At 66.6% G+C, this 23,120-nt stretch carries 17 protein-coding genes; 10 read left to right on the top strand and 7 right to left on the bottom strand.

The window, feature by feature from the left end:
- Positions 1–222: 222 nt before the first annotated feature.
- From ACQR13_RS04815 to ACQR13_RS04805, 3 genes are all read right to left on the bottom strand, one after another.
- The gene (locus ACQR13_RS04815) at positions 223–723 is read right to left on the bottom strand and encodes a TIGR02281 family clan AA aspartic protease (RefSeq protein ID WP_315799204.1); all 501 of its coding nucleotides are present in this window, start codon (positions 721–723) and stop codon (positions 223–225) included.
- Positions 724–884: 161 nt separating this feature from the next.
- Positions 885–3,359 carry an ATP-dependent helicase HrpB gene (gene hrpB, locus ACQR13_RS04810; protein ID WP_434862611.1) on the bottom strand — a complete coding sequence of 825 codons (2,475 nt, stop codon included), beginning with the start codon at positions 3,357–3,359 and terminating at the stop codon, positions 885–887.
- 117 nt (positions 3,360–3,476) lie between these two features.
- Complete coding sequence (locus ACQR13_RS04805; protein ID WP_434842090.1) at positions 3,477–4,796, bottom strand: UDP-glucose dehydrogenase family protein; 1,320 nt, start codon at positions 4,794–4,796, stop codon at positions 3,477–3,479.
- A 151-nt stretch (positions 4,797–4,947) separates the two neighbouring features.
- Between ACQR13_RS04805 and ACQR13_RS04800 the strand changes: the two genes are divergently transcribed.
- The gene (locus ACQR13_RS04800; RefSeq protein ID WP_434848911.1) at positions 4,948–6,000 is read left to right on the top strand and encodes an acyltransferase family protein; all 1,053 of its coding nucleotides are present in this window, start codon (positions 4,948–4,950) and stop codon (positions 5,998–6,000) included.
- An 8-nt stretch (positions 6,001–6,008) separates the two neighbouring features.
- Here ACQR13_RS04800 and ACQR13_RS04795 read toward each other — a convergent pair whose 3' ends face one another.
- Positions 6,009–6,977 carry a quinone oxidoreductase family protein gene (locus ACQR13_RS04795; protein ID WP_434842088.1) on the bottom strand — a complete coding sequence of 323 codons (969 nt, stop codon included), beginning with the start codon at positions 6,975–6,977 and terminating at the stop codon, positions 6,009–6,011.
- A gap of 99 nt (positions 6,978–7,076) precedes the next feature.
- Between ACQR13_RS04795 and ACQR13_RS04790 the strand changes: the two genes are divergently transcribed.
- From ACQR13_RS04790 to ACQR13_RS04775, 4 genes are all read left to right on the top strand, one after another.
- Positions 7,077–7,928, top strand: coding sequence for a LysR family transcriptional regulator (locus ACQR13_RS04790; RefSeq protein WP_316201558.1), 852 nt, complete (start codon positions 7,077–7,079; stop codon positions 7,926–7,928).
- A gap of 72 nt (positions 7,929–8,000) precedes the next feature.
- On the top strand, positions 8,001–11,033 hold the full coding sequence (gene polA, locus ACQR13_RS04785; RefSeq protein ID WP_434842087.1) for a DNA polymerase I: 3,033 nt from the start codon (positions 8,001–8,003) through the stop codon (positions 11,031–11,033).
- Positions 11,034–12,040: 1,007 nt separating this feature from the next.
- On the top strand, positions 12,041–13,240 hold the full coding sequence (locus ACQR13_RS04780) for a glycosyltransferase family 87 protein (RefSeq protein ID WP_434842086.1): 1,200 nt from the start codon (positions 12,041–12,043) through the stop codon (positions 13,238–13,240).
- 84 nt (positions 13,241–13,324) lie between these two features.
- Positions 13,325–13,960, top strand: coding sequence for a LysE family translocator (locus ACQR13_RS04775; RefSeq protein ID WP_316193313.1), 636 nt, complete (start codon positions 13,325–13,327; stop codon positions 13,958–13,960).
- A 222-nt stretch (positions 13,961–14,182) separates the two neighbouring features.
- On the opposite strand, the gene ACQR13_RS04770 is transcribed toward ACQR13_RS04775, so the two are convergent.
- Positions 14,183–14,809 (bottom strand): glutathione S-transferase family protein, encoded by a 627-nt coding sequence (locus ACQR13_RS04770; protein WP_315715332.1) that lies wholly within the window; start codon positions 14,807–14,809, stop codon positions 14,183–14,185.
- A 168-nt stretch (positions 14,810–14,977) separates the two neighbouring features.
- Here ACQR13_RS04770 and pyrE point away from each other — a divergent pair, with 168 nt between their 5' ends.
- Entirely contained in the window at positions 14,978–15,535 is a 558-nt protein-coding gene (pyrE, locus tag ACQR13_RS04765; RefSeq protein ID WP_315752224.1) for an orotate phosphoribosyltransferase, read from the top strand.
- Positions 15,536–15,723: 188 nt separating this feature from the next.
- Entirely contained in the window at positions 15,724–16,545 is an 822-nt protein-coding gene (locus ACQR13_RS04760; protein WP_315752225.1) for a DUF2865 domain-containing protein, read from the top strand.
- 95 nt (positions 16,546–16,640) lie between these two features.
- Here the strand turns inward: ACQR13_RS04760 and ACQR13_RS04755 are convergent, their stop codons facing one another.
- Positions 16,641–17,072: a hypothetical protein gene (locus ACQR13_RS04755; RefSeq protein ID WP_316193312.1), complete on the bottom strand. Its 432-nt coding sequence runs from the start codon at positions 17,070–17,072 to the stop codon at positions 16,641–16,643.
- A gap of 138 nt (positions 17,073–17,210) precedes the next feature.
- Here ACQR13_RS04755 and ACQR13_RS04750 point away from each other — a divergent pair, with 138 nt between their 5' ends.
- The 3 genes from ACQR13_RS04750 to ACQR13_RS04740 all read left to right on the top strand — a co-directional run bounded on the left by ACQR13_RS04750 (position 17,211) and on the right by ACQR13_RS04740 (position 21,109).
- Positions 17,211–17,459: a hypothetical protein gene (locus ACQR13_RS04750; protein WP_315752226.1), complete on the top strand. Its 249-nt coding sequence runs from the start codon at positions 17,211–17,213 to the stop codon at positions 17,457–17,459.
- Positions 17,460–17,677: 218 nt separating this feature from the next.
- Entirely contained in the window at positions 17,678–20,185 is a 2,508-nt protein-coding gene (locus ACQR13_RS04745) for a glycogen/starch/alpha-glucan phosphorylase (protein ID WP_316193311.1), read from the top strand.
- Positions 20,186–20,290: 105 nt separating this feature from the next.
- Positions 20,291–21,109 (top strand): acyl-CoA thioesterase, encoded by an 819-nt coding sequence (locus tag ACQR13_RS04740; RefSeq protein WP_316193310.1) that lies wholly within the window; start codon positions 20,291–20,293, stop codon positions 21,107–21,109.
- A 161-nt stretch (positions 21,110–21,270) separates the two neighbouring features.
- Here the strand turns inward: ACQR13_RS04740 and ACQR13_RS04735 are convergent, their stop codons facing one another.
- Positions 21,271–22,884, bottom strand: coding sequence for a phosphoenolpyruvate carboxykinase (locus ACQR13_RS04735; protein WP_316201560.1), 1,614 nt, complete (start codon positions 22,882–22,884; stop codon positions 21,271–21,273).
- Between the last annotated feature and the right edge of the window lie 236 nt (positions 22,885–23,120).

The raw sequence follows: 23,120 nt of genomic DNA, 5'->3' as shown, positions 1-23,120 counted from the left end.
GGAGACGGCCTCGGCAATATCACATCAATGGAAGAAGGCATTCGTGCTTAGCACGACGTCAGACAACAGTGTCAGAAGGCAGAGGAATGCAGGCAACAATCGGGCAGGACCGCTCGAGTAGGCCACCCGACGAACTATTCAATGACTGCGACTCGGGATCGGCCTGCCTGCCGGTATGTGGGGGCCGGTGACGCGCGAAACAACATTCCGCTTCGGTGCAGCCTACTGCTCCAGCACCATCTGGCCGTTGGCGTAGGCGAAACGCTTCAGCTTGGACAGGAAGGACAGGCCGAGCAGATTCTCCGACAGCGCCGTATCGGGCAGCACCAGGGCATCGACGTCACGCACGGTGAGCTCACCGAGCTCGACCATCGCAAGCCTGGCCCGGGCGGCCTTCACGGTGCCGTTGGCCGTGGTGACGGTGGCGGTGTAGTCGCCGCGCGCCGGACGCAGGCCGAAACGGGCGGCCGAGCTCTCGTTCAGCGCGACCATCGAGGCGCCGGTATCGACCATGAAGCTGATGCGCTGACCGTCGATGCGGCCATCGGCGCGGAAGTGACCGCGGCGGTCGGTCGGAATGCTCAGGCTGCGCTGGCCCGCAGCAGACGGTTCCGCCGTGGCAACCCGCGCGGACGGCGTCGCGGATGCCGACGCGGGGGTCAGGCGATCGGCCAGTTGCGCCATGAAGGTGCCGAGACCGACGAGAACGGCCGCGAAGATCATTATGTTACGCATGACGCAAACGCCCGACTTTACCCCGCAACCGATTTGACCATCAAAGCCGCTGACGGGCGACTGCGAGCGACCGGCTGCCGCCGCCATTTTGGCGAAAACGATGAGTGAAGCGTTAACGACAACGACGGCGGCGGTACAATTTGCATGAGCTACGTCCCCCGCGGCTTGGCCCGCCGGGTCGGCTCGGCATGGGCCGGATCGTCGGGCCAAGGATGGCGCGGATAGCGGCCGCGCAGGTCGGTGCGGACCGCGGCATAGGAGCCGCGCCAGAAGCCGGGCAGATCGCGCGTCACCTGCACCGGCCGCTGCGCCGGCGACAGCAGCTCCAGCACCAGGGGCACCGCGCCGCGCGCGATCGAGGGATGGACGTTCAGGCCGAACAGCTCCTGCAGCCGCACCGCGATGGTGGGCCCCTGCTCGGCCTCGTAGTCGATCGCCAGCATGGTGCCGGTCGGCGCCTCGAAATGGGTCGGCGCCTCCCGGTCGAGCCGGGCGCGGAGATCCCAGGGCAGCAGCGCCATCACGGCGTCGGAGACGTCGCCGGGCGAGACATCCTTGAGCGAGGTCTTGTCGGCGAGCAGCGGCACCAGCCAGTCCTCGCGCCGCTCGGCGAGGCCCGCCTCCGACAGGTCCGGCCAACTGTCGCCTTCCGCCTTGCGCAGGAAGGTGACGCGGTCACGCCACTGCCTGGCGGCCTTCGACCAGGGCAGCCGGTCGAGCCCAGCCGCGCAGATCCCCTCCGCGAAGATGCGCGCGGTCTCCTCCGACGGCGTCAGCGCGACTGGCGCATCGGCCATGGTGATCGCATGCAGCTTGCGCCGGCGGCGCGCCCGCAACGCCATCGCGTTTTGATCGAAGCTGACCTCGTCTCTCGCTTCGATATGTGCAGCAAAGTGCCGCTCGATATCCTCGATCGCCAGCGGCGCCGCCAGCAGGATGCGGCCGCTGGCCGCCGTTCCCGTCAGCTCACCGACCGCGATATAGGGCACGCGCGCCAGCGACGAGGCGGGGTCGACGGCGGCGCCGCGGCCATTGGCGAGCACGAAGCTGCCATTGCCGCGATTGCGCGCGACCCGGTCGGGAAAGGCGAAGGCGAGCATCAGGCCGGTGGAGATGTCCGCGTCTCCGGCGCGGGCGGACGCGGACGACACCTGCTGCGCCCACCGCCGCGCCAGATCGCGGGCACTTTGCGCGCGCGGCGAGCGGTCGCGGCGGAACTGATCGAGCCGCACCTCGAGATCAACGCTGTCGCCGCCCAGCCCGCGCTCGGTCAGGATGGCAGCGATGTCGGCGGCCTGCGCCGCCGCGCCGTGGTCGGCGGCATCGACGATCATCCGCGCCAGCCGCGGCGGCAGCGCCAGCGCCCGCAGCCGCCGGCCCTCGTTGGTCAGCCTGCCATCGGCATCGAGCGCATCGAGCTCGCGCAGCAGGTCCCTTGCCTCCTTCCAAGCCGGTTGTGGCGGCGGATCGAGGAAGCTCAGCGCGGAGGGGTCATTGACACCCCATTGCGCCAGGTCGAGCACCAGCGAGGACAGGTCGGCGCTGAGGATTTCCGGCTGCGTATAGGCCGCCAGCGAGGCCGTCTGCGGCTCGTCCCATAGCCGGTAGCAGACGCCAGGCTCGGTGCGGCCGGCGCGGCCGCGGCGCTGATCGACAGCGGCGCGCGAAGCCCGCACCGTCTCCAGCCTGGTGAGGCCGATGTCCGGCTCGTAGCGCGGCACCCGGGCGAGACCGGAATCGACCACGATGCGCACGCCCTCGATGGTCAGCGAAGTCTCGGCAATCGAGGTCGCCAGCACCACCTTGCGCTGCCCGTTTGGGGCGGGCGAGATGGCACGATCCTGCACGGCGGCATCGAGCGCGCCGAACAGCGGCACGATCTCAACGCTGGCATCGTGGACGCGCTCGGCGAGCATGGTGTGGGTGCGGCGGATCTCGGCGGCGCCTGGCAGGAAGGCGAGCACGGAGCCGGCATCGGCGCGCAGCGCGCTGGCGATGGTTTCGGCCATCTGGCGCTCGACCGGCGCATCCGGCTTGCGGCCGACATAGCGGGTCTCGACCGGATAGGCGCGGCCCTCGCTCTCGACCACCGGCGCATCGCCGAGCAGTCTGGCGACGCGGGCACCGTCGAGCGTCGCCGACATCACGAGGATACGGAGATCCTCGCGCAGCCCCTGCTGCGCATCGCGCGCCAAAGCGAGGCCGAGATCGGCATCGAGCGAGCGCTCGTGGAATTCGTCGAACAGCACGGCAGCGACGCCGGTCAGTTCGGGATCATCGAGAATCTGCCGGGTGAAGATGCCCTCGGTAACGACCTCGATGCGGGTCGCGCGCGAGACCTTCGAGCCGAAGCGCACGCGATAGCCGACGGTGTCGCCTACGCGCTCGCCGAGCGACTTCGCCATGCGCTCGGCCGAGGCGCGGGCCGCGATCCGGCGCGGCTCCAGCACGATGATCTTCTTGTCCCCAACCCAGACTGCATCACGCAAGGCCAGCGGCACCCGCGTGGTCTTGCCGGCGCCGGGCGGCGCCACCAGCACGGCGGTGTTGCTGCGTTCGAGCGTGCCGGACAGTTCGTCCAGCACGGCATCGATGGGCAGCGGTGTGTCGAAGCGAAGGGGCAATAGCAGTAACCCGTCATCACCCCGCGAAGGCGGATGATCCAGTAAGCGCAAATCTCGCGGATCACGAAGATCGGGCGTACTGGATACCCCGCCTGCGCGGGGTATGACAATGCCATGTCAACCGCCCTTCACCGACGGCCTGCCGACGCTCTCGTAGACGAAGCCGTGGGCGGCCATCTCGTCGGGGCGGTAGACATTGCGCAAGTCGACGACGACCGGATGAGCCATCACCTCCTTGAGGCGATCGAGATCCATGGCGCGGTACTGCACCCACTCGGTGACCAGCACGATCGCATCGGCGCCGGTCGCGCACTCATAGGGATCGTCGTAGTAGGCGATCTCCGGCAGCTCCTTCTTGGCCTGCTCGATGCCGACGGGATCATGCGCGCGGACCTTGGCGCCCATGTCGAGCAGACCGGTCACCAGCGGGATCGACGGTGCCTCGCGCATGTCGTCGGTCTCCGGCTTGAAGGTGAGGCCGAGCACCGCGACCGTCTTGCCGCGCAGATTGCCGCCGACGGCATGCGCCACCTTGCGCGCCATCGCGCGCTTGCGGTTGTCGTTCACCGCCAGCACGGATTCGACGATGCGCAGCTGCGTGTCGTAGTCCTGCGCGATCTTGATCAGCGCACGCGTGTCCTTCGGGAAGCACGAACCGCCGAAGCCCGGACCGGCATGCAGGAACTTGGAGCCGATGCGGTTGTCGAGACCGATGCCGCGCGCCACCTCCTGCACGTCGGCGCCGACCTTCTCGGCGAGATCGGCGACCTCGTTGATGAAGGTGATCTTGGTGGCGAGGAACGCATTGGCGGCGTATTTGATCAGCTCGGCGGTGCGGCGCTCGGTGTACATCATCGGCGCCTGGTTCAACGACAGCGGGCGATAGATGTCGCCGAGCACCTTGCGGCCACGCTCGTCCGCGGTGCCGACGACGATGCGATCCGGCCATTTGAAATCGCGGATCGCAGCACCCTCGCGCAGGAATTCCGGATTGGAGGCGACGACGACATCGGCCGTCGGATTGGTCTCGCGGATGATGCGCTCGACCTCGTCGCCGGTGCCGACCGGCACCGTCGACTTCGTCACAACCACGGTGAAGCCGGTGAGCGAGGCCGCGATCTCGCGCGCGGCGGCATAGACGTAGGTGAGGTCGGCGTGTCCGTCGCCGCGCCGCGACGGCGTACCAACCGCGATGAAAACGGCGTCGGCCTCCGCGACCGGCTGCTTGAGGTCGGTGGTGAAATCGAGCCGCTTGGCCTTGACGTTGGCCGCGACCAGCGCATCCAGGCCGGGCTCGAAGATCGGGATTTCTCCGCGATGCAGCGCGGCGATCTTGCTCTCGTCCTTGTCCACGCAGGTCACCTGGTGACCGAAATCGGCGAAGCAGGCACCGGACACCAGACCCACATAGCCCGTGCCGATCATCGCAATTCGCATCGAAACCCATCCTTCAAGGTTAATACTTTCGCGTCTTAAACCATTTGCGGTTCAAGGGGAATTTAGAAAACGGCATGACGTTTGGATGACAAGGAGGAGTATTAACGGCTCTGCCCGACAATGCGGCAGCTCCGCGCCAAAGAGGGACAGCATGACCGCGAATGGTACGCCGAAAACGGCCGGAACCGAGACGCGCATCGACTGGGTGGACTACGCCAAGGGTATCTGCATCATCATGGTGGTGATGATGCACTCGGTGCTCGGCGTCGAGCTCGCCGCCGGCGAGACCGGCTTCATGCACGCCGTCGTCGCCTTCGCCAAGCCGTTCCGGATGCCCGACTTCTTCCTGATTTCCGGCCTGTTTCTGCCACTGGTGATCGACCGGGACTGGCGTACCTATCTCGACCGCAAGGTGGTGCATTTCGCCTACTTCTACGTGCTGTGGGTGACCATCCAGTTCGGCTTCAAGGCGCCCGGCTTCGCCGCCGCGTCCGGCTGGCCGCACGCCGGCTACCTGTACCTGGAATCCTTCATCGAGCCGTTCGGCACGCTGTGGTTCATCTATCTGCTGCCGATCTTCTTCGTCGTCATCAAACTGACACGAAAGCTGTCGGCGCCGGTGATCTGGGGCATCGCGGCCGGCCTCGAAATGGCGCACATCGTCACCGGCTGGACCGTGATCGACGAATTCTGCGCCCGCTTCGTCTACATCTATTCGGGCTATCTGTTCGCGCCTGCCATCTTCGCGCTGTCGGATCGCGCGCGGGCGCAGCCGATGCTCGCCATCGTCGGCCTGCTCGCCTGGGCGGTGATCAACCAGTCGCTGGTGAACCTCGGTGTCAGCGAGTGGCCGGCTGTCTCCCTCATGCTCGGCTATGCCGGCGCCGTCGCCATCATCATCGCCGGCACGCTGCTGGCGCGCGCGCAGCTCCTCAACGCATTGCGGTTCTGCGGCGAGCATTCGATCGTGATCTATCTCGCCTTCTTCCTGCCGATGGCGGCGACGCGCACCTTGTTGCTGAAGACGGGCGCCATCGCCGACATCGGCACGATCTCCCTGCTCGTGACCGTCGCCGGCGTGCTCGGCGCGCTCGCGATCTGGCGCCTCGCGCTGCGCCTCGGCGCACGCTTCCTGTTCGAGCGCCCGATCGCATTCTGGATCGCGCCGCCGAAGCCAAGAGCCGTGTTGCAGCCGGCGGAGTAGCGTCACCGTCAGGGCACCAGAAGCAGCGCGCCACGGCTGCGGCCGCTCTCCAGATCGATATGGGCCTCGACGACCCGCGCCAGCGGATACACGGTGCCGTGGCCGACGAGATCGCCATTGGCGAGCGCGGCGAGAACCGTCGCCGCATCCCTGCGATAGTCGGCGACATCGTTGACATGGGCCATCACGCTCGGGCGTGCCAGCGACAGGCTGCGGCGCGGCCCCAGCTCCTCGACGGCAAGGCTTGGAATTGGACCGCCGGACTGACCGATGCTGGCGACCGTCCCGAACGGCCTGACGCAGGCGAGCGTTTGCGCAAGCGTCTTGCCGCCGACGCCATCGTAGGCGACATCGACGCCGCGCCCGTCGGTCAATCGCTTCACGGCATCGACGAAGTCAGCATCCCGGCCGACGATCAGATGGCGCGCGCCGGCGGCACGCGCGAGCTCCGCCTTGGCCTCCGAGCTCACCGTGCCGATGACGGTCGCGCCGCGCAGCCGAGCCAGTCGCGTCAGCACCTGGCCGAGCCCGCCGGCGGCACTGTGCACCAACAGCGTCGTTCCGGCTCCGACGGCATAGGTACGATTGAGCAGCATCACCGCGGTGATGCCTTTCAGCAGGGTCGACGCAGCGCTCGCTTCAGACACGGCGTCGGGCAGCGGCATCGCGCGCCAGGCGGGCAGATTTCGCTCCGAGGCATAGGCGCCGACCGGGGCGCCGGCATAGGCGACGCGGTCGCCGACGGACAACTCTGTCACGTCCGCGCCTTTCGCCGTCACGATCCCCGCCCCTTCGACCCCAGGAATTCCATCGGGCAGCGGATAGAGGCCGCTGCGCTGATAGATATCGATGAAGTTCACGCCGATCGCGGTGTGGCGCAGCCGGATCTCGTTGGCGCACGGCGCCGGCAGCTCAACATTCTCCAACACCAGATTCTCCGCGCCACCCGGTGCCTTCAGTCGAACGATAGCAACCATGCCCGTCTCCACACATCTTGCCTTGATCCGGACAGTGTGGTCAGCGTTGGCATTCTGCGGAATTGCCCAATTTGGCTCCCCTATTGTGAATATTCGAACATGCGGATCGACTGGACCGACCTTCACCACTTCGTGACCCTGGCCCGCGAGGGCACGCTGTCGGCCGCCGCACGTGGTCTCGGCGTCGATCATGTCACGGTGGCCCGCCGGGTCGCGGCCCTGGAACGGGCCACCGGGCTGAAGCTGGTCGACCGCCGAGCGCGGGCCTATGAGCTGACCGAGGACGGCCGCCGCCTCGCCGCGGCCGCCGGCCCGATGGAGCAGGCCGCGTTCGCGATCGAGCGCGCCGTGGTCGCATCGCGTCCCGGTCTGGCCGGTGAGGTCTCGGTCAGCGCGCCGCCGACGCTCGCCAACAGGCTGATCGCGCCACGGCTGGTCGAGCTGCACCGGCGGCATCCCGCCATCATCATCAAGCTGATCGGCGAGAAGCGCAGCGCCTCGCTCAACCGACGGGAAGCCGACGTCGCTCTGCGACTGTCCCGTCCCGACGAGCCCGGCCTGATCGCACGCAAGATCGGCCGCTTCGGCTTCAACCTCTACGGCGCGCCGCACTATCTCAAGGAGACGCCGCAGCATGCGCTCGGATTCATCGCCTATGATGCCAGCATGGACTCGGCACCCCAGCAGCAATGGCTGAAGGCGGTCGCCGGGCAGCGCCCGATCGTGTTTCGGAGCAGCGATCTCGAGAGCCAGGCCGCAGCAGCGCGCGCAGGGCTGGGGCTCGCCGCCCTGCCGCATTTTGTCGGCGATCATGATCCCGACCTCACCCGCTTCGAAGCCGGCGCGGCCATCAGCAGGGACATCTGGCTCATCGTTCATCGCGACCTCAGGCGCACGCCCCTCATTCGCGCCGTCATGGAGTTCCTGACCCGCTGCGTCCGACCGGACTGAGGGGCGGAAAAATCCGGTGCGCATGGCGTCGTCACGGCTGTCAATGCGAGCGAAAATCCCTACATTGCGGCCATGCCCAAAGCTCCCCAGAAAGCCGCCGCCACGCCCGCCGCCCCTGTGCCTGCCGCCGCCAAGAATTTGGCGAAGGGCGCGGCCAACGGCGACCATGTGTTCCTGGTCGACGGATCGTCCTACATCTTCCGCGCCTATCACGCGCTGCCGCCGCTCAACCGCAAGTCCGACGGGCTGCAGGTCAATGCCGTGCTCGGCTTCTGCAACATGCTGTGGAAGCTGCTGCGCGACATGCCCGAGACCGACCGACCGACGCATCTGGCCATCGTGTTCGACAAGTCCGAGGTCACGTTCCGCAACAAGATCTACGCCGACTACAAGGCGCACCGGCCGCCGGCGCCCGACGACCTGATCCCGCAATTCGCGCTGATCCGCGAGGCCGTCCGCGCCTTCGACCTGCCGTGCCTGGAGCAGTCGGGCTTCGAGGCGGACGACCTGATCGCGACTTATGCGCGGCTTGCCTGCGAGCGCGGCGCCACCACCACCATCGTGTCCTCCGACAAGGATTTGATGCAGCTCGTCAACGACTGCGTCACGATGTACGACACGATGAAGGACCGACGCATCGGGGTCGCCGAGGTGATCGAGAAGTTCGGCGTGCCGCCGGAGAAGGTGGTCGAGGTGCAGGCGCTGGCCGGCGATTCCACCGACAACGTGCCGGGCGTGCCCGGCATCGGCATCAAGACCGCCGCGCAGTTGATCACCGACTATGGCGATCTCGAAGGCCTGCTGACGCGCGCGGGCGAGATCAAGCAGCCGAAGCGGCGCGAGGCGCTGATCGAGAACGCCGAGAAGGCGCGGATCTCGCGCCAGTTGGTGCTGCTCGACGACAAGGTCGTGCTCGATGTGCCACTCGACGACCTCGCGGTGCACGAGCCCGATCCGCGCAAGCTGATCGCCTTCCTCAAGGCGATGGAGTTCACCACGCTGACGCGCCGCGTCGCCGAGTATTCGCACATCGATCCGGCCGACGTATCGGCGGATGAGCAGTTGAAGGTGGGATCGAGTCCGGCCGCAGCCCCCACCCCGCCCTCCCCCGCAAGCGGGGGAGGGAGCACACTGAGCAAGCCAGCCGCCGCTCCTCGCAGCGGTGACCCGCGCACCGACAAGTCGGCGATGAGCAAAGGCACACCCGCCAGCCTCGCCGAGTCCAGGGCCGAGGCGGCCAAGAGCGCGCGGATCGATCGCGATAAATATCAGACCGTGCGCACCGTACCGGAGCTGAATGCGTGGCTCGCCCGCGTCCATGACTTCGGTCGGGTCACCATCGACGTCAAAGCCAGCTCGATCGATCCGATGCAGGCCAGCCTGTGCGGCATCGCGTTGGCGCTGGCGCCGAACGACGCCTGCTACATCCCGCTGGCGCATCGCCAGGCCGGCGATGGCGGCGGCCTGTTCGATGCCGGGCTCGCACCTGGCCAGATCAGGGACAGCGAGGCGCTCGCTGCCCTGACGCCCATCCTGGAATCGGCCGGCCTGCTCAAGATCGGCTTCAACATCAAGTTCACGGCCGTGATGCTGGCGCAGGCAGGCATCACCCTGACCAACGCCGACGACGTGCAGCTGATGAGCTACGCGCTGGACGCCGGACGTGGATCGCAGAAGCTCGACTCGCTGTCCGAGCACGTGCTCGGACACGCCATGATCAGTGAAGGTGAGCTGATCGGGAGCGGCCGGAACAAGCTGACCTTCGAGCAGGTCGCCATCGATCGCGCGACCGCGCATTCCGCGGAAGCCGCCGATGTCATCCATCGGGTCTGGCGCGTGCTGAAGCCGCGCCTCACGGCGGAGCGCATGACCGCGGTCTACGAGACCCTGGAGCGGCCGCTGGTGTCGGTGCTGGCGCGCATGGAGCGGCGCGGCATCTCGATCGACCGCCAGGTGCTGTCGCGCCTGTCCGGCGACTTCGCCCAGACCGCGGCGCGCGTCGAGGCCGAGTTGCAGGAGCTGGCCGGCGAGCCGATCAATGTCGGCAGCCCGAAGCAGATCGGCGACATCCTGTTCGGCAAGATGGGCCTGTCGGGCGGCACCAAGACCAAGACCGGCGCCTGGTCGACCTCTGCCTCCATCCTCGATGATCTCGCCGAGCAGGGCAACGATTTCGCGCGCAAGATCCTGGAATGGCGCCAGGTCTCGAAGCTGAAATCGACCTATACCGATGCGCTGCCGACCTATGTCAACCCGCAGACGCATCGCGTGCACACCACTTACGCACTGGCGGCGACCACCACCGGCCGGCTGTCGTCGAACGAGCCGAATCTGCAGAACATCCCGGTGCGGACCGAAGATGGCCGCAAGATCCGCCGCGCCTTCATCGCGACGCCGGGCCATAAGCTGGTGTCGGCCGACTACTCGCAGATCGAGTTGCGGCTGCTCGCGGAGATCGCCGACATCCCCGTGCTGAAGCAGGCGTTCAAGGACGGGCTCGACATCCACGCGATGACGGCATCCGAGATGTTCGGCGTGCCGATCAAGGACATGCCGAGCGAGGTGCGCCGCCGCGCCAAGGCGATCAATTTCGGCATCATCTACGGCATCTCCGCGTTCGGCCTCGCCAACCAGCTCGGCATCGCCCGCGAGGAGGCCTCGGCCTACATCAAGCGCTATTTCGAGCGCTTCCCCGGCATTCGCGACTACATGGACGCGACCAAGGAGTTCTGCCGCAAGCACGGCTATGTCACCACGTTGTTCGGCCGCAAGTGCCATTACCCCGAGATCAAGGCCTCCAACGCCTCGGTGCGCGCCTTCAACGAGCGCGCCGCGATCAATGCGCGGCTGCAGGGCACCGCGGCCGACATCATTCGGCGCGCCATGATCCGCGTCGAGGAGGCCCTGGCGCAAAAGAAGCTGTCGGCTCAGATGCTGCTGCAGGTGCATGACGAACTGATCTTCGAGGTACCGAACGACGAGGTCGCCGCGACCTTGCCGGTGGTGCAGCACGTCATGCAGGACGCCCCCTTCCCGGCGGTGCTGCTGTCGGTGCCGCTACATGTCGACGCGCGGGCCGCCGACAATTGGGACGAGGCGCATTGAGCTGATCGCGGTGATCTCTGCTTCGTCATCGCAAGCGCCGAAATCCGTCCACGAGCGAGATGCCACCCTCCCCTGGAGGGGGAGGGTCGATCGCACGCGAAGCGGGCGAGCGGGGTGGGGTGAGCCGCGGGCGCTGGCGCCTGTGGAGAGATCACCCCACCCCGCCTCCCATTCGCTGCGCTCATGAGAGGCGACCCTCCCCCTCCAGGGGAGGGTGGGCAGCGTGCCTCGCAACGCAGCCCTCATACGCATCCGTTTGATGCTCCCCAATACGATGATCATTGGCTGCAACGCGAGCCGTAGACATGCCTCAGCCTTCTCGCAGCATGATTTTGCTCGAGGGATGCATGTCGTTCGCCCTCTGAATTTTGCAGAGGGCGCAGGGAAGGCCGGGCCTCGGCTGAGGCCCGTGGCCCGCCTGCTCAAAAGAATGCAGGCGGCAGGTACCACAGGTTCAGCCGGACAGACCCGGCCCTCCCTGCGCGATGGGCTTAACGTCTGCTCCGAGCTCTCCCCGGGGACCGGCTTGTTTGCCCCCGTCACCAGCGCGACACGTGATGTCACGCAGGCTTGGCGCCAGCTTCGGGGCGCCAGGACCACACGGCTTGAACGTCCGCGAGCTGCCAATCGTCCAGCGCATCAGCACCTGGCAGGCCCGCGGCCACCGCTCCCCGCCTCAACGTATCGTGACGACGCGTACGCCCCTCTGCATGAGGACGGGATGGCTGAATAGAGCATGACTTCGGAAAAATAGCAATACAAATCTTGACGAGCGCGTTGCCCGATGCGGAGCGATGACGCCGTCCCCTGTTCACGGTCACTCGGAACGCGGCGATTTTACCCCTCGTTAGGCACGATGAGATCGCGCCTGGCCGGATGGACGGACGGTAACACGACGTGCAGCGCACCCTGGCAAGGTTGGAGAGGCACCGCACGCGAGCGATCGCTGACAGCTCCGATCATCCCCCATGCCACGACTGCGCCGAGGGCGCAGAACGAAGAGCTCCATGACCGCGACCTCATCCGCAGCTCACCCCAAGACGCGCGACCGGCGCGCGGTGCTGATCCTGCTGGTCGCGATGGCGCTCTACAACGGCGCCTATCTCGTCGGCTGGGCGCTGTCGTCGCCGCAGCCGGCGTTTGGCGACTTCTTCGGGCTATGGTCGTTCGGCAGATTTGCCGCGCTGTCCGGCGCCAGCATCTACGATCCGGTTGCGCTCGCGCGCTATCAGCAGACGCTGGATCCGACGCTGGGCGGCGGCGGCTTTCCCTATCCCTATCCGCCGACCTTCCTGCTGGTGCTGATACCGCTGGGCATGCTGGCGCTGCCGGTAGCCTATGTCTGCTGGATCTCGGTCACCTTCGCGCTTTATGGCTTGGCGACGCTGGGGCGCGATTGGCGCTCGTTAACCTCTCTGGCGCTGCTCGCGGCGCCGACCACGCTCATCAACGCGATCACCGGCCAGAACGGTTTCCTGTCGGCGGCCTTGCTGATCGGCGGATTGCGCCTGCTCGCGCGCCACCCGATCGTTGCCGGCACGCTGCTCGGCCTGCTCGCCTACAAGCCACAATTCGTGCTGCTGATGCCGGTCGTGCTGCTGGCGTCACGCAACTGGCGCGCCATCCTCTCGGCCATCGCCACGACCGTGATCGTCGCGGTCGTCACCAGCGCTGCGCTCGATCCGTGGATCTGGCTCGAATGGATCGTGAAATTTCCGAGCTATCAGGCGCAATTGCAGGCCAACCAGGTCAGCCTCGATCACATGATGCCGACGGTCATCGCTGGCTTGCACGCGCTCGGCGCGCCGCCGCCGATCGGCTACCTGGTTCAGCTCCTGTTGTCCTGCTCCGTCGTCGTGATGGTCTGGGATGCCTGGCGACGCGGCTCAACGCAGCAGGCGATCGCGCTGGTCGCGGTCGGCAGCATCATCGCCACGCCCTATGCGATGATCTACGACATGCCGATGGTGGCGGCGGGGATTGCGATCCACTGGAAGGCGCGGAGCGACGCCGGCGAGCCGATCGCGCCGCTGGAGATCGGCCTCGTGATCGCGCTGGGAGCCTGCCTGCTCGCCATGATCGGGCACTCCGTGCCGTTCGCGGCGGCCATTCTGCTGGTCCTGCTGGCGTTGAGCATCGCCGGTGTGTTCGACCGCTCCGGCCGGAGCGCGCCTGCATTGAACATGACGCCGCCCGCCGCGGGTTGATTGTTCTCGGTGCAATTGACCGGATGACGATCGGCGATCGGCTGCGCTAAGCAGGCGGAGGAGATCCCCATCGTCACGCCGGTCATGCCCCCCGCATCTTCCCTGCTCGCTTTCGCCCTCGTCTCGCTCGGCATGGTGCTGACACCAGGGCCGAACATGATCTATCTGATCTCGCGCGCGATCACGCAGGGTCACGTCGCGGGCCTGGTCTCGCTCGGCGGCGTTGCCGTCGGCTTTCTGGTCTACATGCTGGCGGCGGCGTTCGGCATCACGGCGCTGCTGTTTGCCGTGCCGTTCGCCTATGACGCGCTGCGCCTCGCCGGCGCTGCCTACCTGCTCTATCTGGCGTGGCAGGCGGTGAAGCCGGGTGGACGCTCGCCCTTCCAGGTGAGGACGCTCGCCATCGACAGCCCACGCCGGCTGTTCCTGATGGGGCTCGCCACCAATCTGCTGAACCCGAAGATCGCGATGCTGTATCTGGCGCTGCTGCCGCAGTTCATCGATCCCGCTGTCGGCAGCGTACTGACGCAGTCGGTGGTGCTCGGCGCGATCCAGATCGTGATCAGCGTCAGCGTCAACGCCATGATCGCCATGGCGGCAGGATCGATTGCCCTGTTCCTGGCGACACGGCCGAGCTGGGCGCTCGTGCAGCGCTATCTGATGGGCACGGTGCTCGCGGGACTTGCGGTGCGCATGGCGCTGGAGGCGCGGCGGGGGTGATTTCCATCGGCTCCCCCGCCTTGTCCGCCGAAGCTCCTTTTGGCGGCGGCGGGAATGGAGCAGGTCGGCTCACCCGCCGGCATGAGACGGGTCGGGGCGTGTTCTCGCTAAAGCGGTACGGTCGGGTGTGGCTCCTCTCCCCAGCCCTCCCCCGCAAGCGGGAGAGGGAGCGCAGCGCCAACGCGGAAGACAGCGCCGCCATGATCGACGGAGCAGCAGTCGTCAGTCCAGCTTCGCCTCCATGCCGCGCTTCACGGCGGGGCGGGCCATCAGGGTGTCGTACCAGCGCTTGACGTTCGGAAAGTCGGCGAGATCCACCTTGTGGCGCGGGTGGCGCCAGGCCCAGCCGACGATGGCGAAGTCGGCGATCGAGAGAGCGCCTGCGACGAACTCGTGCTGCGCCAGCCGGCGGTCGAGCACGCCATAGAGCCGGACCGTCTCGGCCATGTAGCGCTTGAGCCCGTAGGCACGGTCCTGTTCGTTGGTCAGCGCGATGAAATGGTGCACCTGGCCGGGCATCGGGCCGAAACCGCCCATCTGCCACATCAGCCATTCATAGACCGGGATCCGCTCGGCGAGGGATTTCGGCAGGAACTGGCCGGTCTTCTCAGCCAGGTAGAGCAGGATGGCGCCGGATTCGAACACGCTGACCGGCTTGCCGTCGGGGCCGTCGGGATCGACGATCGCCGGGATCTTGTTGTTGGGGCTGATCGCCAGGAATTCCGGCGCCATCTGGGCGCCCTTGGTGATGTCGACCGGAACGACGCGGTAGGGCAGCCCCATCTCCTCCAGCGCGACCGAGATTTTGCGCCCGTTTGGGGTGTTCCAGGTGTACAGCTCGATCGTCATGCGGGGCATCCTTCCCAACCGTCCTTGCTTGGTCGCGGGCTCCCATTAGCTCGAAACTGCATCCGGCTTCAAACGTACCGTTGTTGATGGGACATCGTGGCGGCTGGTCTCCGCCGCCCGCCCCCGATAGATTGCGCCACCCAAGAATCCACCCTCAGGGGAAACGCCGTGTCCAAATCCGCCTCCCGCGCCCGCCTCCTCGAGATCATCCGCAGGCGCTCGTTCGGCCGTGGCGAGGTCACGCTGGCCTCCGGCCGCAAGAGCGATTTCTATTTCAACCTGAAGCCGACCATGATGGACCCGGAGGGCGCCACCTTGCTCGCCGAGCTCACCTATGAGGCGCTGAAGGACGAGGGCTTCGATTATATCGGCGGCCTGGAGATGGGCGCGGTGCCGCTCGCCGGCGCGATCGCCCAGATCTCCTGGATCAAGGGCCATCCGATCGCGGCCTTCTTCGTCCGCAAGAAGCCGAAGGAGCACGGCGCCAGGCTCGCGATCGAGGGCCTGACCCGCGACGAGACCCTGGCGGGAAAACGCATCGTCGTGGTCGAGGACGTCACCACCACCGGCGGCTCGGCGATGAAGGCGGTGGAAACCCTGCGCGAGGCCGGCGCCGAGGTGGCGCTGGTGTTCACCATGGTCGACCGCGAGGAAGGCGCCGCCGAGACCTTCGCCCAGGCCGGCCTGCCGTTCCGGGCGCTCTACAAGGCGCACGAATTCCTCTGAGGCGCCTGGCGCGCGGCGCAATTCGCGACCCGCGCATACCGCTCATTTACCAACGCCCGTTAAGGTTACCGCAAAGCTGATGGCGCCATGCCTTGGGCAAGGCGCGTTCGATCGCACATGATCGAGCGACGCGGGTTGCCGCGTCACGGCGTGGCTTTGCGGTGAAGATCCTGGCGATGGAGCGGGCGTTGCGTAGCGTGTTGTCGTTTCGGCGGAGGTCCCGCCACGTCGCTGTCGCGGCGACGGTCGGCCTCGTCGCGGCCGGCGCGCTGGCGCCGCGAATGGCGTCGGCCCAGGGCCTGTTCGACTTCCTGTTCGGCGGCTTCAACAAGCCGCAATCGCAGCGGCCGGCGCAAGGCGGCTTCTTCGCCGATCCGTTCGGCACCAACCCGCAGGCCCCCGCCCAGCCGCGCACCGCGAGCGGCGGATCGGGCGCGGCGTTCTGCGTGCGCACCTGCGACGGCCGCTATTTTCCGTTGACGCGGGGCCTCGCCTCGCCGGCCCAGATGTGCCAGGCGTTCTGCCCGGCCAGCCCGACCAGGATCTATTTCGGCTCCAACATCGACTACGCCACGGCGGCGAACGGCGAGCGCTATGCCGACAGCGAGAACGCGTTCGCCTATCGCCAGGCGCTGCGCGCCGACTGCACCTGCAACGGCCGCGATCCGGCCGGGCTGGCGCCGGTCGACCTGTCGCTCGACACCTCGCTGCGCCCCGGCGACGTCGTCGCCACCAGCGACGGCCTCGTCGCCTATTCGGGCACGCGCGGCAGCGGCGGCCAGCCGGCCGATTTCAAGCCGGTCGCCTCCTATCCCGGGCTGAACTCGGACATGCGGGCCAAGCTGAGCGAGATGAAGGTCGCACCGGTGCGCGCCGAGATGCTGGCGGCCGATGCGCTCGCCGCGATGCCGCCGCCGGAGGCCAGCGCCAGCAATGTCAGCGTCGCGCCGCCGCTGACGATCGCGCCGAAGCCGGCCACCGGCCGCGCCAAGCGCGCGGATGTGGATTGAGCCCGGACTCGTCATTGCGAGCGCAGCGAAGCAATCCAGAGTCCCGCACACCACCCTGGATTGCTTCGCAGCGCTCGCAATGACGGAATGCTGACCTAGCGCGCGACGATCACGCCGATGACGTTCGGCGCTTCCAGATATTTCTCCTCGATCGCCGCCCGCGCGGCGGCGCGGTTGTCCGGCGTCAGCAGGCCGCGTTTCTCGGCCAGGATCATCCAGCAGAAGCCCCACCAATCGGTCAGCATGCCCTCGTCGTCGACCAGGTCGTAGCCCTGCTCGGCGGCGAAGATGCGCGCCCGCGCCTCGTCGAGGCCATCGAGGAAGGTGTGGTCGGTGGCCGAGAACAGATCGTCGGAAATGTCGTCGGTGGTGTAGCCCCAGACCGACATGCAGACGGCGTTGAAGGCGCGGTCGATCTGGTCGTCGTCCACCGCCCGCCGGCGAGCCGTCTTGTGCAGCCGCGTCAGGCTGCGCGCAAAATCGGCAATGCGGGTCAGGGCCAGGGGATCGAAGGCGATATTGGACATGGGTGTCCTCGCGGGATGCACTGATGCCGGGGGCTGGCGGATCGAATCGCTGTCAGGATAAACGATCGCTTGCTAAATTGTTCTTAATTTGTTCCTAGCCGATTGTCCATCCCTTCTCAAAGGAGGCGCGCCGCTCTCATGGAGAATTCCAACACCGAAACCGATGCAGCCCTGCGCAAGCGTCTCGACTGGCTGCTGCGCGACCTATGCGTGGACTGGGGCTTTTGCAGCCGCCTCACCGCGGACGACCTGATGCTGGACGGCCAACCGCCCTCTCCGCAGGCGTTCGCCGCGGCCGTGCTGCGGGCCGAAGGCATGAACGCGGAGTACGAGCCGGATTGGCGCCGTCGGATCGAGCAGATGTTCGTCGCTCGCCTCACAACGTGAGTCTGGATCCCGGCTTTCGCCGGGATGACGATGGGGAGAGCCCTCAACTCCACGACGCACCTGCACCATCCTGGCGCGTTCCGCCCCCGGAACTCCGGCCCCGTTTTTGCATCATTTTCCATCACCTTGCTGTGCGGACCAGCCTTTCCCCGGGTTTCGGACCGCGCGCAACCATCGTATGCTTTTACCGGTTCCTCGTAGCATCACAGGTTTCCAAGGTGACAGATCAGCCGTCCCAGCGCAGCTTCGTAAGCACCGGCCAGCCCGTCGACGAATTGGCGGTCGCGGAGATCAAGAGCGACATCCTGGCCAAGCTTCGCCTCGCCATCGGCAAGGAGGCGAGCCAGGCGACGCCGCAGGACTGGTACCACGCCGCGGCGCTGACCTTGCGCGACCGCATCGTGCATCGCTGGCTGACCGCGGACAAGGAGAGCTACGACGCCGGGCGCAAGCGGGTCTACTATCTCAGCCTCGAATTCCTGATCGGCCGCCTGTTCACCGACGCGCTCAACAACATGGGCCTGATGAAGGTGTTCGAGACCGCGCTCGGCGATCTCGGCGTCGGCCTGATGGACCTGCGCAAATGCGAGCCGGATGCCGCGCTCGGCAATGGCGGCCTCGGCCGGCTTGCGGCCTGCTTCATGGAAAGCATGTCGACCTTGCAGATCCCGGCGATCGGCTACGGCATCCGCTATGATTTCGGCCTGTTCCGCCAGGTCATCGTCGACGGCTGGCAGCACGAATATCCCGACGTCTGGCTGTCGTTCGGCAATCCCTGGGAGTTCCAGCGCCCCGAGGTGGTCTATCACGTTCATTTCGGCGGCGGCGTCGAGCACATCGACGACAAGGGCCGGGCCCGCGCGATCTGGCATCCCGGCGAGACCGTGCAGGCGGTGGCCTATGACACGCCGATCGTCGGCTGGCGCGGCCAGCACGTGAATGCGCTCAGGCTATGGTCGGCGCGCTCGCCCGATCCGCTGAAGCTCGACGTGTTCAACTCCGGCGACTATCTCGGCGCCTCGGCGGAAGAAGCGCGCGCCGAGGCGATCTGCAAGTTCCTGTATCCGAACGACGAGAGCCCGGCGGGACGCGAGCTGCGGCTGCGCCAGGAATATTTCTTCGTCTCGGCTTCGCTGCAAGATCTCGTCAAGCGCCATCTCGGCTCCGACGGCCAGTTGCGCAGCCTGGCGCAGAAGGCCGCGGTGCAGCTCAACGACACGCACCCCTCGCTCGCCGTGGCCGAGCTGATGCGGATCCTGGTCGACCTGCACAATTTCCGCTGGGACGAGGCGTGGAAGATCACCATCGCGACCTTGTCCTATACCAACCACACGCTGCTGCCCGAAGCGCTCGAGACCTGGCCGGTCGAGCTGTTCGAGCGGCTGCTGCCGCGCCATCTCGAGATCATCTATCGCATCAATGCGCAGCATCTCGCGCTCGCCGAGCAGCGCGCACCGGGTGACATCGACTACCGCGCCTCGGTGTCCCTGATCGACGAGAAGAGCGGCCGCCGCGTGCGCATGGGCCAGCTCGCCTTCGTCGGATCGCACCGCATCAACGGCGTCTCGGCGATGCATTCCGACCTGATGAAGGAGACCGTGTTCCACGATCTCAATCATCTCTATCCCGGCCGCATCACCAACAAGACCAACGGCATCACTTTCCGCCGCTGGCTGATGCTGGCCAATCCCAAGCTGACGAACCTCTTGCGCGAGGCCTGCGGCGACGCCGTCGTCGACGATCCGACCTTGCTCTCGAGCCTCGAGAGCTACGTCGCCGACGCCGGCTTCCACCAGAAGTTCCGCGCGGTGAAGCACCACAACAAGGTGCAGCTGGCGCGTCTGATCGGCGAGCGCATGAACGTGCGCCTCGATCCGGGCGCGCTGTTCGACGTGCAGATCAAGCGCATCCACGAATACAAGCGCCAGCTCCTGAACATCCTCGAAGCGGTGGCGCTGTATCTGGACATCAAGGACGACCCGCAAGCCAACTGGGTGCCGCGGGTGAAAATCTTCGCCGGCAAGGCGGCGGCGAGCTACCGCTATGCCAAGCTGATCATCAAGCTGATCAACGACGTCGCGGAGGTCGTCAATAACGATCCCGCGATCGGCGGCAAGCTGAAGGTCGTGTTCATGGCCGACTACAATGTCAGCCTGGCGGAAACGATCATTCCTGCGGCCGACCTGTCCGAGCAGATCTCGACCGCCGGCATGGAGGCGTCCGGCACCGGCAACATGAAGCTGGCGCTGAACGGCGCGCTTACCATCGGCACGCTGGACGGCGCCAATATCGAGATCCGCGACAATGTCGGCGCCGACAACATCGCGATCTTCGGCATGGAGGCCGACGAGGTCATGCTCCGCCGCAAGCAGGGACTGGACGCGTCCGACGTGATCCACCAGTCACCGCGGCTGGCGCGCGCGATCGATGCGATCGCGTCCGGCGCGTTCTCGCCGGACGAACCCGGCCGGTTCGAGCCGATCGCCCATGCGCTGCGCCATCTCGACCACTACATGGTCTCGGCCGATTTCGATTCCTACTACGAGGCCCAGCGCGGCATCGATGCACGCTGGCAGACCGTGCCGGCCTGGACCCGCGCCTCGATCCTCAACGTCGCGCGCATGGCCTGGTTCTCCTCCGACCGCACCATCCGCGAATATGCCGACGACATCTGGAACGTGCCGGTCGGACTGGCGATGGCGCCGGTGCAAGCGCAGCGGGCGTGACGGGCCCTTCCCCTCGCCTTCAGCAATGACCCATGACGTCATTGCAGAGGCCTTCCATTGCGTTTCATCTGACGGCCATCATACGATGACCGTCGGGAGGAATGCATGACCGAACCGCCAGCTCACCTGTTCGACGAGGCCACCCGCGTCACCGCCGGCGACAGCCGCTGGCAGGGACGGACCAGCCCGGATTACTGGGCGTTCGTCGGCCCGTTTGGCGGCGTCACGGCGGCGACCGTGCTGCGCGCGTTGATCCAGCATCCGCAAATTCAGGGCGATCCGCTGGCGGTGACGGTGAACTATTGCGCGCCGATCGCGGAAGGGCCGTTCGATCTCGACGTGCGGCTGGTGAAGGCCAACCGCTCGTCGCAGCATTGGTGCGTCGAGCTGAGCCAGGGCGACTCTGACGCGGCGACGCTCGCCACCGCCGTGTTCGCCGAGCGCCGGCCGTCCTGGTCGCATCAGCCGGCCACAAAGCCCGAGGCGCCGCCGTTCGATCAGGTCAAGCGACATCCCGACACGAACATGTCCTGGACCAAGCAGTACGATTTCCGCTTCATCGAGGGCCGTCCGGCGTTTGGCGCATCGTCGTCGGGGGAGCCGCACAGCAGCTATTCCCGGCTGTGGATCTCCGACCGCAAGCCGCGCAAGCTCGACTGCCTATCGGTGCTGTCGATGTCGGACGCCTTCTTCGGCCGCGTCTTCCACGCCCGCGGCGAGCTGGTGCCGTTCGGCACGGTGTCGCTGACGACCTATTTCCACGTCAGCCGGGAGGAGCTGGCGACCGAGGACATCACGCATGTGCTCGCGACCGCCGACGCCAAGATCTTCAACCGCAGCTATCAGGACCAGCATGGCGAGCTGTGGTCACCGTCCGGCCGGCTGCTCGCGACGACGACGCAGATTGCGTATTTCAAGGCGTGAGGGCCGGGACGCAAGCCAAGAAAACGGCGTCGTCCCGGCCTTGAGCCGGGACGACAGCTGTGGGTATGGCTTGAGCTCGCGCCTCTCGTGCATTGAACGGGGCGGAGCGGGAAAATGTGGGGTCAGCCGCAACGCGACCGCCCCCCTTGACGTTTGCAGCCCTACTCCGCCGCCAGCTTCAGATCCGGCGCGGCGGCGCGGACCTCGGCGTCGACCTGGGCTTCGAACTTGGCGAAGTTCTTCTGGAACATGCCAACCAGCGCGCGCGCGGTCTTGTCGAACTCGGCCTTGTCCTTCCAGGTATTGACCGGATCGAGGATCTCGCTCGGCACGCCCGGCAGCGCGGTCGGCACCGCGAAGCCGAAATATTTGTCGGTGCGGAACTCGACGTTGCGCAAGCTGCCGTCGAGCGCCGCCGTCAGCAGCGCGCGCGTCACCTTGATCGGCATGCGCGAGCCCGTGCCATACTTGCCGCCGGTCCAGCCGGTGTTGACCAGCCAGCAGTCGACATTGTGCTCGGCGATCAGCTGCCGCAGCATGTTGCCGTAGACGGACGGATCGAGCGGCAGGAACGGCGAGCCGAAGCAGGTCGAGAATTCCGGCTGCGGCTCGGAGCCCAAGCCGCGCTCGGTGCCCGCGACCTTGGCGGTGTAGCCGGACAGGAAGTGGTACATCGCCTGCGCCGGCGAGAGCTTTGCGATCGGCGGCAGCACGCCGAAGGCGTCGGCGGCGAGCATCACGACGTTCTTCGGATGCGGCGCGCGGCCGGTGCGCGAGGCGTTCGGGATGTAGTCGAGCGGATAGGCCGAGCGGGTGTTCTCCGTCTTGGAGCCGTCGTCGAAATCGGGAACGCGCGTATCCTCATCGAGCACGACGTTCTCGAGCACCGCACCAAACCGGGTCGACGCCGCATAGATCTGCGGCTCGGCTTCCTGCGACAGCTTGATGCACTTGGCGTAGCAGCCGCCCTCGAAGTTGAACACGCCGGACGGTCCCCAGCCATGCTCGTCATCGCCGATCAAGGTGCGGTTCGGATCGGCCGACAGCGTCGTCTTGCCGGTGCCGGACAGGCCGAAGAAGACAGCGGTGTCGCCGTTCGGCCCGACATTGGCCGAGCAGTGCATCGGCATCACGCCGCGCTCGGGCAGGTAGTAGTTGAGCGTCGTGAACACGCTCTTCTTCATCTCGCCGGCATAATAGGACCCGCCGATCAGGACGATCTTGCGGGCGAAATCGATCGCGACGACGTTCTGCGAGCGCACGCCGTGGCGTTTCGGGTCGGCACGGAAGCTCGGCATGTCGATGATCGTGAGCTCCGGCACGAAGGTGTCGAGCTCGATCTTCTCGGGGCGGATCAGAAGCGTGCGGATGAACAGCGAATGCCACGCGAGTTCGGTGAAGACGCGCGTCTTGATGCGGAAGCTCGGATCGGCGCCGCCATAGAGATCCTGCGCGAACAGGGTCTTGCCTTCGGCGTGCTTGATGAAGTCCTGATGCAGCGCCTCGAACTGCTCGGGCGTGATCGCCTGGTTGCCCGCCCACCACATCTTTTCGGTGGAGGCGTCGCGCACCGTGAACTTGTCCTTCGGGCTGCGGCCGGTGAACTCGCCAGTATCCGCGCACAGCGCCCCGTCGGCCGACAGCACCGCCTCGCCCGCCGCCAGCGAATACTGATAGAGCTGGGGAGCGCCGAGATTCCAGTGCACCTGCTTGAGGTTCTTTAAGCCGAACTTGTCGGCACCGAAGGCGCCGTTGCGAATACCCGTCTCTTGCACGAAGATCCCTCCTGAGAGCCCGCATCTGTTGCGCGCAGTCGCGCGCGTTGCGCGGTGACCGTTGCCGTTACATCGCCTTATCGAAGCGCGGTCGCCGACCTAATACTGATCAACGCTGGTCTTGCCAAGACGATCCGGCCCAATTGGTTATTGGCAAACCGTGATGTACGTAGCTCATGTTTTGCCGCGCCATGCACATTCCAGCAGCAGCCGCCTGCGCCCCGCGGAGTTGCTGC

Source organism: Bradyrhizobium sp. HKCCYLRH3059, from assembly GCF_051168035.1.
Taxonomy (GTDB): domain Bacteria; phylum Pseudomonadota; class Alphaproteobacteria; order Rhizobiales; family Xanthobacteraceae; genus Bradyrhizobium.
This window is presented reverse-complemented; position numbering and strand designations above follow the sequence as displayed.